Annotated in this window: 13 protein-coding genes and 1 tRNA gene; 6 read left to right on the top strand and 8 right to left on the bottom strand. The window is 71.1% G+C overall.

Annotated features, from left to right (window positions below):
* The first annotated feature begins 128 nt into the window (after nt 1-128).
* The 3 genes from ACFYTT_RS09670 (at nt 129) to ACFYTT_RS09660 (ending at nt 1,650) form a co-directional block, all read left to right on the top strand.
* Complete coding sequence (locus ACFYTT_RS09670; RefSeq protein ID WP_387258426.1) at nt 129-653, top strand: SMI1/KNR4 family protein; 525 nt, start codon at nt 129-131, stop codon at nt 651-653.
* 132 nt (nt 654-785) lie between these two features.
* Nucleotides 786-1,133, top strand: a complete 348-nt coding sequence (locus ACFYTT_RS09665; RefSeq protein ID WP_387258424.1) for a hypothetical protein — start codon at nt 786-788, stop codon at nt 1,131-1,133.
* Nucleotides 1,134-1,338: 205 nt separating this feature from the next.
* A complete protein-coding gene (locus ACFYTT_RS09660; RefSeq protein WP_387258422.1) occupies nt 1,339-1,650 on the top strand; it encodes a hypothetical protein in 312 nt (103 codons plus the stop codon).
* A 136-nt stretch (nt 1,651-1,786) separates the two neighbouring features.
* Here ACFYTT_RS09660 and ACFYTT_RS09655 read toward each other — a convergent pair whose 3' ends face one another.
* From ACFYTT_RS09655 to ACFYTT_RS09645, 3 genes are all read right to left on the bottom strand, one after another.
* On the bottom strand, nt 1,787-2,098 hold the full coding sequence (locus ACFYTT_RS09655; protein WP_387258420.1) for a type II toxin-antitoxin system RelE/ParE family toxin: 312 nt from the start codon (nt 2,096-2,098) through the stop codon (nt 1,787-1,789).
* A complete protein-coding gene (locus ACFYTT_RS09650) occupies nt 2,098-2,382 on the bottom strand; it encodes a type II toxin-antitoxin system Phd/YefM family antitoxin (protein ID WP_387258418.1) in 285 nt (94 codons plus the stop codon). The genes ACFYTT_RS09655 and ACFYTT_RS09650 overlap by 1 nt, the downstream gene beginning before the upstream one ends.
* A 162-nt stretch (nt 2,383-2,544) precedes the next feature.
* Nucleotides 2,545-2,616 (bottom strand) — tRNA-Lys (locus ACFYTT_RS09645).
* Between the two features lie 136 nt (nt 2,617-2,752).
* On the opposite strand from ACFYTT_RS09645, the gene ACFYTT_RS09640 reads away from it, so the two are divergent.
* Entirely contained in the window at nt 2,753-3,238 is a 486-nt protein-coding gene (locus ACFYTT_RS09640) for a DUF1772 domain-containing protein (RefSeq protein WP_387258416.1), read from the top strand.
* A 124-nt stretch (nt 3,239-3,362) separates the two neighbouring features.
* Nucleotides 3,363-4,445, top strand: a complete 1,083-nt coding sequence (locus tag ACFYTT_RS09635; RefSeq protein WP_387258415.1) for an NAD-dependent epimerase/dehydratase family protein — start codon at nt 3,363-3,365, stop codon at nt 4,443-4,445.
* A gap of 1 nt (nt 4,446) precedes the next feature.
* Here the strand turns inward: ACFYTT_RS09635 and ACFYTT_RS09630 are convergent, their stop codons facing one another.
* From ACFYTT_RS09630 to ACFYTT_RS09610, 5 genes are all read right to left on the bottom strand, one after another.
* Entirely contained in the window at nt 4,447-5,673 is a 1,227-nt protein-coding gene (locus tag ACFYTT_RS09630; RefSeq protein ID WP_387258413.1) for a hypothetical protein, read from the bottom strand.
* Between the two features lie 59 nt (nt 5,674-5,732).
* Complete coding sequence (locus ACFYTT_RS09625; RefSeq protein ID WP_357211025.1) at nt 5,733-6,425, bottom strand: ABC transporter permease; 693 nt, start codon at nt 6,423-6,425, stop codon at nt 5,733-5,735.
* Entirely contained in the window at nt 6,422-7,240 is an 819-nt protein-coding gene (locus ACFYTT_RS09620; protein WP_131056970.1) for an ATP-binding cassette domain-containing protein, read from the bottom strand. The genes ACFYTT_RS09625 and ACFYTT_RS09620 overlap by 4 nt, the downstream gene beginning before the upstream one ends.
* Entirely contained in the window at nt 7,237-7,575 is a 339-nt protein-coding gene (locus ACFYTT_RS09615) for a PadR family transcriptional regulator (RefSeq protein ID WP_131056968.1), read from the bottom strand. Before ACFYTT_RS09615 ends, ACFYTT_RS09620 begins: the two co-directional genes overlap by 4 nt.
* A 130-nt stretch (nt 7,576-7,705) precedes the next feature.
* On the bottom strand, nt 7,706-8,425 hold the full coding sequence (locus ACFYTT_RS09610) for a PP2C family serine/threonine-protein phosphatase (RefSeq protein WP_357211029.1): 720 nt from the start codon (nt 8,423-8,425) through the stop codon (nt 7,706-7,708).
* 62 nt (nt 8,426-8,487) lie between these two features.
* Here ACFYTT_RS09610 and ACFYTT_RS09605 point away from each other — a divergent pair, with 62 nt between their 5' ends.
* Nucleotides 8,488-9,630: an AAA family ATPase gene (locus ACFYTT_RS09605; RefSeq protein WP_387258410.1), complete on the top strand. Its 1,143-nt coding sequence runs from the start codon at nt 8,488-8,490 to the stop codon at nt 9,628-9,630.
* The last annotated feature ends 32 nt before the right edge of the window (nt 9,631-9,662 follow it).

The following is a 9,662-nucleotide window of genomic DNA, read 5'->3' as shown; positions in this document are numbered from 1 at the left end:
GGGCGGCAGCATAGCAAGAAGCCGATCTTGGTGGTGCCCCGTTGCCGCTGGTTAGCCGGCTCTCCGCGTGGCGCGGGACGGCACGGACGGGCCGAGAGGATGTCGGTCGTCGTGGTTAGGGTGCTGCCGTGGAAGAGAACCGTCGTAGCCTGCCCGCAGCGCTGGCCGAAGCGCACGCGGGGGAATTCGACTACCGCGACGGAGCCGGCGTCGACTTCGAGCCGTACCCGCAGTTCCTGGACCCGGACGAGACCGCCGACTGGTGGCGCTCCTGGACCGGCAACCCCGAGCTGGACGGGGCCGAGTACCGCGTCTTCGGGCAGGACGGCACCGGTGGCTACGCCGCGTTCTGGCTGGTCCGCGCCGGTGAGCCGATCGAACGACAGCCGGTGGTGTTCCTCGGATCGGAGGGCGAGACCGGGGTCGTGGCACCGGACCTGGGGAGCTACCTGTGGCTGCTGGCGGACGGATTCGGTCCGTGGGAGGCGGCGCAGTACCCGGAGCACGAGCACGAGCCGCAGCCGGACGCGCGCCTCACCGAGATCGCACAGCGCTTCGCGCCGGATCGCCGTCGATCGGCGGACGAGGTGGTCGCGGCGGCGCGGGCGGAGTTCCCCGACTTCGACACGCAGATCGACGCCCTCTGCCGATAGCCAGGTCTTCGCCGACGCCAGGTGACTTGTCGCGTTTGTTCAGTCCCGCCGTCGGCCGCATCCATGGCGCCACGGTCCACGATCTAGTTGACCAGGGCGGTGACGGGTGGATCATGGGAGTAGTATCGATCCGTGACGTACGGGGCAGCAACCCTGCTCGGTTGTGGTGCTCTCGTCTTCGGCGGACCCATCGGCCTGAGCCTGGCTGCCCACCTGATCAGGCGGCGGGAATTCGGCAGACGCTCCCTGCGGCTATTTGTGGCCGGCGGCATAGTCGTGTCTGGGACGATCCTCCTCTTCGGTGGTCCCGCTTTCCACGGGCTGTTTCCCCCACCGCACGATCCGATCCTCGCCAGTGGCCGCGGGCTTGACCTGCGCGGTTTCTTGTTCTGGCTCGCCGCCTGGGCCGGCGCGGCGCTGACCTTCGCAATCGCGCTCGCTTACGGCATCGACCTGAATCGGCTGAGGCGGTCGCGGTAGATGGCGTGACATTGCCGAAGAGTGGGGCAGCGGTCATCAAGGGTCGCCATTCGACATCTATTGCCGTTCGACCGCGTGGCCATGTCCAACTTCGCCGACCGAACCGTCCGCTGCCGATCGCCCGGTCAGCTGCTCGATCGGCTGCTCCGCAGGTCCAGGGCTACCGGCCTTCCCTGTACGTGCCACGGACGGCAGTATGTGCTCCGTGGCATCGACGACGAGACAGCAGCAGGTCCTTCAAGCGCGAGGGGCCCTGATCATGGCAGCCCGCCGTCGCTCGCTGGTGACGTACAAGGAATTGGGCATAGCAATCGGCATGGTTGGCGTGCCTCTCGGTCACCAGATGCCACCGGTGCTCGATGAACTCTCGGATCTGTGCATCGCTGCGGGCGAGCCCTCGCTGGCAGCCCTCGTCGTCAACGAGAAGACCGGGGCGCCGGGCAAGGGTTACGACGACGGTGGCGTCCCGTGGCACAGCTCGGTCCAAGAGGTCTTCCGCCACTGGGCCAAACAGTAGGGATCTCGCGCCTTCAAGGGGTCCGAACGTCGGATGGGCATCGCTACCTGATCCGACAGGCTCGCATTCCGCTTCCAAGTCGTCTCAACCGTCATGATCATCACCGATTGGCTCTGAGCAGCTTGTGAAACAGGCCTTAGAAGCGGTAGGCGTCGCGTCGGTGGCGGATCGAGTGGATCTCCACGACACGCTTGGCCTCGTTGATCCGGTAGATGACCCGGTAGGTGCCACGGCGGGCGGAGTGGAAGCCGTCGAAGGGCTCGTCGAGTGGTTTGCCCGCCCGATAGGGGTTGACCGCTATCGCGTGCTGGATGGTCTCCGTCGCCGCGACCGCGACCTCCAGCGGCAGGTCCTCGTACAGGTTGCGGCGGGCCTGCCGGGAGAACATCACCGTGTACGGGCTGGTCGCCTCCTGCGTGTCGTCCCGTCGCCCGCTTTGCGGAGGCATCAGGCTGCCCTACCGCGACGCCGTTCCAACTCGGCGCGAACCTCGTCCATCGAGAACGTGTCGCCGGCCGCGAAATCCTCCCGCGACTGGCGTAGATCCGCGAGGGCATCGTCGTCGGAGAGCAGGTCGAGCGTCTCCCGCATCGACTCGTACTCGGCGACCGAGATCAGCATCACGTCGGCACGTCCGTTGCGGGTGATCGTGAAGTGGTCGTGCTCCCGAGCGACCCGGTCGGCAAGCTCGGCGATCCGGGCCTTGGCTTCCGTGATCGGAATGGTCTCCATAGCGACCATTCTAGCGACTGGTCAGAATTCTGGCCACGTTGCCCCCGGGGGCAGCGAGCTGTCCGGGGTTGCGGCGTCGAGCCGCGATACGAGCACACGAGATATCGGCCGTGGCCTGCGGCTTCGCCGCACTGGCCCCTCCGTTTGGGTATCCGTCTGAGGTGGGCCGCCAGGGACTCGAACCCTGAACCTATGGATTAAAAGTCCACAGCTCTGCCATTGAGCTAGCGGCCCGCGCGCTCAGGCTACCGGACACTGCGCGGATCGGGCTCGCGGCTGTCGAGCAGCCGTCGATGTCCGCCGGGGCGGGCGGGTGGATCGAGGCTGGCAGGATCGGCTCGGGCGTCGGTTCGACAGGGGGGAGGCAAGCGTGCCGGAAGGCGTACGGGTCGTGGTGCTGGCCGGGGGCGTGGCGGCCACGGGGCTGGTGGCGGGGTTGTTCTTCGCGTACGCCTGCTCGGTGATGCCGGGGTTGGCGGCGACCGACGATCGGACGCTGGTCGGCACCATGCAGTCGATCAACCGGAAGATCGTCAACGGCTGGTTCATCTCGGTGTTCCTGGGTGGGCCGGTGCTGGTGGCGGTGGCGGTCGTCGGGTACTTCGGTGACGGCGGGGCGGTGCTGTGGTGGTTGATTGCCGCGCTGGTCCTGCATCTGGTGACGCTCGGTGTAACGGCGCGGTGCAACGTGCCGCTCAATGATCAGTTGGACGCCGCCGGGTCGGTCGACGGGATCACCGACCTGGCGGCGATCCGGCGTCGGTTCGAGGTGCCGTGGGTGCGCTGGAACCTGGTCCGGACGGGCAGTTCGGTCGGGGCCTTCGCCAGCATGATCGGCGCGCTGCTGGCCCGGTAGCGGACGCCGCGCACGCGGGACGTCGGCCGGGTGGGGCCGCGACCGCCGGGGCCGCGCACGGGAGCGCCGCCGGTCGGGAGCCAGGTGGACGCGTGGAAAGCGACTGACCGGGTACGGACCGGACATGCGGATCGTGGTGGTGGGCGCGAGCGGCAACATGGGTACGGCACTGCTGCGCCGGTTGTGGCGTGAGCGCGGTGTGGAGATCGTCGGGGTGGCGCGGCGGCTGCCGCACGCGGGGGCCGGTGAGCCGTACGCGGGGGTGCGGTGGCACTCGTGCGACATCGGGCAGGCCGGTGCCGTTGACGAGTTGACCGAGGTGTTCGCCGGGGCGGACGCGGTGGTGCACCTGGCCTGGCAGATCCAGCCCAGCCACGACCAGCAGGTGTTGCGGCGTACCAATGTGGGCGGCAGCCGGAATGTCGTGGACGCGGTGCTGCGGGCGGGCGTACCGGCGCTGGTGTACGCGTCGTCGGTGGGGGCGTACGCGCCGGGGCCGAAGAACCTGCCGATCAGCGAGCGGTGGCCGGCGACCGGGGTGGCCGAGTCGTCGTACAGCCGGGACAAGGCGGCGGTGGAGGAGATGCTCGACGGGGTCGAGCGGACCCGTCCGGAGCTTCGGGTGGTACGCCTGCGGCCGGGGTTGATCTTCCAGCGGGAGGCGGGTACGGAGATCAGCCGTTACTTCCTGGGGCCACTGGTGCCGGTGCGGCTGCTCCGGTTCGGGCGGCTGCCGTTGGTGCCGGCCAACCGCCGGCTGCGGATGCAGGCGGTGCACGCCGACGACGTGGCCGACGCGTACGCCCGGGCGATTCTGGGTGACGCGCGCGGCGCCTTCAACGTCGCCGCGGACCCGGTGTTGACGCCGGAACTGGTGGCCCGGCACTTCCACGGCTGGACGGTGCCGGTGGCCGCCCCGGTGCTGCGGACGGCTGCCGCGCTGACCTGGCGGGCCCGGCTGCAACCGGTCGACGCGGGGTGGGTGGAGTTGGCGTTGAACGCGCCGCTGATGTCCAGCGAGCGCGCCGAGACCGAGCTGGGCTGGCGGCCACGCGTGGACGCGGTCACCGCGCTCAAGGAGTTGGTGGCGGGCATGGCGGAGCGCGCCCACACGGCCAGTCCGCCGCTCTCCGCCACCCCCGACCTGCCCGGCCGTCCCGCCGCCCTCCTCAAGGCCCGCCCCGCCGGCCAGGGCAACCCCTACTGACTCAGCGGATGGTGGAGGCGGTGATGGTGGGGCCGGAGCCGGCGCCCTGGTAGAAGATGCCGGGGTGGGTCTGGAAGCCGTGGCTGGGGTTGCGGCGCAGGGTCGACTTCTCGATGCGCAACGTGCCGGTGCGGTTGTTGCTGACGAAGAAGATCGCCCCGCCGCCCTCCTTGGCGTCGTTCCCCTCGATCAGGGTGCCGGCGACGCGTACCGAGAATTCGTTGCCGTCGGCGTAGATCGCGCCGCCGCTGCCGCCGCCGGGAGTGCCGGAGCGGGCCGGGTTGGCGCCGGTGCCGACGGCCGCGTTGTCCCGCAGCACGCTGTTCAGGATGACCCAGGAGACGCCGATGCTGCTCAGTGCGCCGCCGTTGGCGCAGGTGCCGCCGGTGAAGGTGCTGTCGACCACGTACACCGGTTGGCCGTCGTGCTGGTCGAGCACCCGGATGGCGGCGCCGCCCACGTCGGGGCCGGTGCGGTCGCAGCGGTTGCCGACGAAGTGCGAGTCGACCACCTTGAGCCGCCCGCCGCGTACGAAGATCGCGCCACCGCCGCCACCGTCGACGCGCTGGCCGGTGGAGTCGCCGTCGGCGAAGGTCAGGTTCTGCACGGTGAGCTGCGGGTGGTCCTGGTTCTGGCAGCGCGCGGTGGTCCAGCCCTGGAGCGGGTCGCAGGTGTTCATGTAGAGGATGCGGCGCTTGCCCTGCCCGCTGAGCGTGATCTTGCCGCCGCCATCCAGCACCACCTTAGGGCCGTTGGCGTTGCGGACCTTCGCGGTCGCCGCCATCGTGATGGTCACCGGGTCGGGGCCGCAGTCGAAGGTGATGATCCCGCCGGCCGCGACCGCCCGCACCACCGCTGCCGAGGTGCAACTGGCCGGGGTGCCGTCACCGATGGTGCGGGTCGGGTTCGAGGTGTCGACGGCCTGGGCCACGGCGGGCACGGGGGCCGCGTCGGCCGGGGGCGCGCTGTCGCGTACGCCCGGGTTGTCGGCCGACCGGGTCGGGTCGGCACCGGCGGCGGGGGTGCCGAGCGCGGCGTTGCCGGACGGGCTGGTCTCGGCGCTCTGGTGCTGTCCGGGCGGTGCCTCGGAGGTCGGCTCGGCGGGATCGCCGCCGGCCGGCTGCTGGACGCTGCGCGGGTCGACGCGGGGTACGGACGGGCCGCCGCAGCCGGTCAGACCGACGGCGACACCGAGCGCGACCACGGGAGCGAGGGATCTGAGACGCACCAGGTGATGCTAGAGCCTGCGCCGGGTTCCGCGACCGGTCGCGGACCCCGTGGTGACTCTCAGGTGATGGGTACGTGGTGCAGGTGCCGGCGGCGGCGCAGCCGGACACTGAACACCCCTGCCACGGTCACGGTCAGCAGCAGCGTCACCGCCAGCCCGTGCAGGACGCCCCGGGCCAGGTAGCCGTCGTCGGCGTGGTCCACCGCCCAGGTGGCGATCTCCCGGCTGGACCAGAACGGGGTGAGCTTCGCGCCCTGACTGGCCGGGTCGAGCAGCATCTGCATCGCCACCACGGTGAGCAACAGCAGGGTGCCCTCCAGTTCGCGGGGCAGCAGCGCGCCGATCAACATGCCGAACGGCGCGGCCACCATCACGCAGCAGAGCATCGCCACGGCGATCCCGGCGTACCGCAGGTTGGTCGTGTCGAGCACGGTGAGCAGGAAGAACGGCACCGCGACGGTCAGGCCGAGCGCCCACAGGCCGAGCATCCGGCCGAGGTACAGATGGTGCGGCCGGTAGCCGGCGAGCCGGAGCCGGGGTTCCAGCTCGCGGGCGGCGCTGGTGGCGAAGAGCGCGGCGGTGCTGACCGCCCAACTGATGCCGAGGAACAGCGCCCGGATCGACTGCCCGACGTGCGAGTCCCGCCGGATCATCCAGAAGACCAACGGCATCAACAACAGGAGCAGGAGTACGCCCCGACGACGCGCCAGTTCCCGCAACGTCATCTCGGCGACGGTGAGCAGCCGCTTCACGCCCGACCTCCCTGCTCGGCGGAGGTCAGGTCGAGCACGATGTCGACCCGGTCGAGTTGGTTGAGCAGGTGCGTCACCACCACGATGGCCTTTCCCTCGTCGCGCAGCCGGGTCAACTGGTCCCAGAGGTTGACGTAACTGCCCTGGTCGAAGCCCTGGTACGGCTCGTCGAGCAGCAGCACGTCCGGTTGGGCGAGGGTGGACATGGTCAGGTTCAGCTTCTGGCGCGTACCGCCGGAGAGGTGCCGGGCGAGCACGGTGCCCTCGGCGTCCCAGCCGAGGTTCCGGGCCGCCGCCCGACCGGCCTGCCGGGCCGGGCCACGGGCCACACCCTGACCGGCGCCGACCAGCACGAAGTGCTCGTCGGGGAGCAGGAAGTCGGCAGTGCCGCCCTGCTGGGGGCAGTAGCCGAGCCGGCCGGAGACGGTCACCTCACCGCTGTCCGGCGAGATCAACCCGGCGCAGATCCGCAGGAAGGTGCTCTTGCCGCAGCCGTTCGCGCCGACCACGGCGGCGATCTGCCCGGCGCGTACGGTCAGCGAGGCGTCTCGCAGCACCGGATGCCGCCCGTACCGCTTGGTGATGCCCTTGGCGGACAAGCGCACCGGCCCGGGACGCGGGCCGGGCGCGGTGCCGATGCTCTCCACGATCGCGGCGGCGTACGTCTGCGGCGGGCCGAAGACCTGCCACGGGTCACCGCCGCCCTCGCGCAGGTGTGTGGCGGCCTCGGCGACCACGTGCCGGGCGGCGTCGGTCGCCACCCGCCGCCTGTGCAACTCGGCCGCGAACCCCCGCAGCCAGTCGTCGACGTTCACCCCTCGACCCCCTTCGAGACGATGTCGGTCACCGGCGCCACGAACGTCAGCCAGGCGTTACCGCCATTGTGCAGCGCCGCCCGCCCGTCGTCGGTGAGCTGGTAGTACTTGCGGGCCGGACCCGACCCGCCCTCCCGCCACTGCGCGGTGACCAGACCGGTGCGCTGCAATCGCAGCAGCACCGGATAGAGCGTGCCGCCCTGGATCGGTCCGACGCCCGCGGCGTCGAGCGACTGGGCGAGCTGGTAGCCGTAGGACTCGCCCTCGCGCAGCAGGGCCAGCACGCAGAGGTCGAGCACACCTCGCAGCCACTGCCCACGACGATCGGGATCCACCCGCCGAACCCTAGTGGCGCTACCTAGATGGCACAACTACCTAGTTGCGCACAGCGGCGCCTCGGGACCACGGTGGTGCCTCGGTCCTGGCGGCGCCTCGGGACCACGGAGGTCCCGAGGCGGTGGCGGGTCAGCTCGGCACGACGTCGGAGATCACCACGGTGACGTTGTCCGGCGCGCCGGCCTGGTGGGCGAGCTTCACCAACTGCTCACCGCACTGGTGGCGGTCGGTGTGCAGGCTCAGCGCGGCGGCGATCGCGTCGTCGGTCACGTAGTCGGAGAGCCCGTCACTGCAGAGCAGCAGCCGGTCGCCGGCCGCCACGCTCACCGAGCCCATCGTCGGCGGGGCGTCCGCGCCCTGCACCGCACGCGTCACCAGCGACCGCTGCGGATGGTGCCGGGCCTGCTCACGGGTCAACGTGCCCTGGTCGACGAGCGCCTGCACGAACGTGTCGTCCCGGGTCAACTGCCGCAGCCGGCCCTCCCGCAGCAGATAGCAGCGCGAGTCGCCGACCTGCGCCAGCACCAGCGTGTCCCCGGCGAGCAGGGCCGCCGTGAGCGTCGTGCCCATGCCGTCCCGGGCGGGCTCGGCGGCGATCGCCGCGTGAATACGTTGGTTGGCGGTGCTCACCACGGCCCGTAGCGAGTCGGTGGCGGCGTCCGGTGCGGTGGGCGGGATCAACTCGTCCAGGATCCGGATGACGATCTCGCTGGCGACCTCACCGGCGGGCAGCCCACCCATGCCGTCGGCCACCGCGACGAGGCGTTCACCAGCGAGCGCGGAGTCCTCGTTGTTGGTGCGGACCAGGCCGATGTCGTTGAGGATGGCCGAGCGGAGGATCAGCGTCATGGGTCAAGCTTGCCAAGAACACCCTTCCCGCGTCTCTACGCACTACTGCGTAGGGTTGAGGAATGTTGCCGATGTCCATGGTCGGGCGCGCCGACGAGCTGGCTGAGCTGGGCCGAGTGTGGTCCACCGTGGCTGGTCGGAGGCGTCGAACACCGGCCGTCGTGGTCGTCACCGGCGGCGCGGGCGTCGGCAAGAGCCTGTTGGTCGCCGCCGCGCTGGACGAACTCACCCCACGACCGGCGATGGTGCTCAGCGGCGCCGCCCGGGTGCACAGTCCGGCACCGTACGACTGGCTGGCCGCCGTGCTCAGCGGACGCGACCCCGACCGGCTCGACCTGCCGGCCGACACCGTGCCGCCGGACGCGCTGGCCTGGCTCGCCCAACAACCCACCGCGCCACGCGAGCGCTACGCCCCCGGCACGCTGCTGCGCCTCGCCGTACGTGCCGTCCGGGCGCTGGTCGGCACCGGCCCGGCCGTCCTCGTGGTCGAGGATCTGCACGCGCTCGACCCGGCCAGCCTCAACCTGATCGGCGAACTCGCCACCGCCCCCGGACTGCCCGCCCTGCTGGTGGTGGCGACCCGACCCGCCGCGCACGCGGTCGCCCCGGAACTCGCCGGCCGCACCCTGGCCCGGCTCTGCGGCGTACCCGGGGCGGTGCGCCAGCACCTCGGGCCGCTGCGCCCGGTCGAGGTGGCCGAGGTGCTGACCCAGGTGTACGCCGGCCACCCGCTGCCCGGTCGACTGGTACGCGGCGTCTGGCGGAGCACCGGCGGCAACCCGTACGCGCTCACCGAGCTGCTCGCCGCGTACGCCGGACAGCCACCCGAGGCGCTGCTCGCCCCGGTCGACGTCCCGCCCGCGTTCGACGTACGGCCTCGGCCTGCCCGTCGAGGTGTGCCGCCGTTCGACGCCGACGGTGGGCGGGCGGCGTCGGGGCTGTCGCGTACGCCGGAGTCGTCGGGGGCGTCGGCGGGCGGCACCGGACTGTCGGCCGAGTTGACCGGGCGGGAGGTGGAGGTGCTCGACTGCCTGGTCGCCGGGATGTCCAACAAGCAGGTGGCGAGCGCCCTGGGCATCTCGGTGCGGACGGTCACCGTGCACGTGTCCAACCTGCTGCGCAAGACCGGCTCGGCCTCGCGTACCGAGGTGGCGCTCTGGGCGGTACGCCGACGGCTCGCCGAACCCACCCCCGCCGAGATGTAAGGAAGGGACCCTTCCTATACACGAGGCGTTAG

It is taken from the genome of Micromonospora sp. NPDC003816, from assembly GCF_042874705.1.
GTDB lineage: Bacteria > Actinomycetota > Actinomycetes > Mycobacteriales > Micromonosporaceae > Micromonospora.
The sequence above is the reverse complement of the archived record's forward strand: the minus strand, read 5'-3'. Positions and strand labels throughout refer to the sequence as shown.

What these genes read in the sequence shown, in the direction of transcription:
- ACFYTT_RS09655 (WP_387258420.1), bottom strand. Translation starts at nt 2,098, where the DNA reads ATGCCTCCGCAAAGCGGGCGACGGGACGACACGCAGGAGGCGACCAGC.
- ACFYTT_RS09650 (WP_387258418.1), bottom strand. Translation starts at nt 2,382, where the DNA reads ATGGAGACCATTCCGATCACGGAAGCCAAGGCCCGGATCGCCGAGCTT.
- ACFYTT_RS09635 (WP_387258415.1), top strand. Translation starts at nt 3,363, where the DNA reads ATGCGGATCGTGGTGGTGGGCGCGAGCGGCAACATGGGTACGGCACTG.
- ACFYTT_RS09610 (WP_357211029.1), bottom strand. Translation starts at nt 8,425, where the DNA reads ATGACGCTGATCCTCCGCTCGGCCATCCTCAACGACATCGGCCTGGTC.
- ACFYTT_RS09605 (WP_387258410.1), top strand. Translation starts at nt 8,488, where the DNA reads ATGTTGCCGATGTCCATGGTCGGGCGCGCCGACGAGCTGGCTGAGCTG.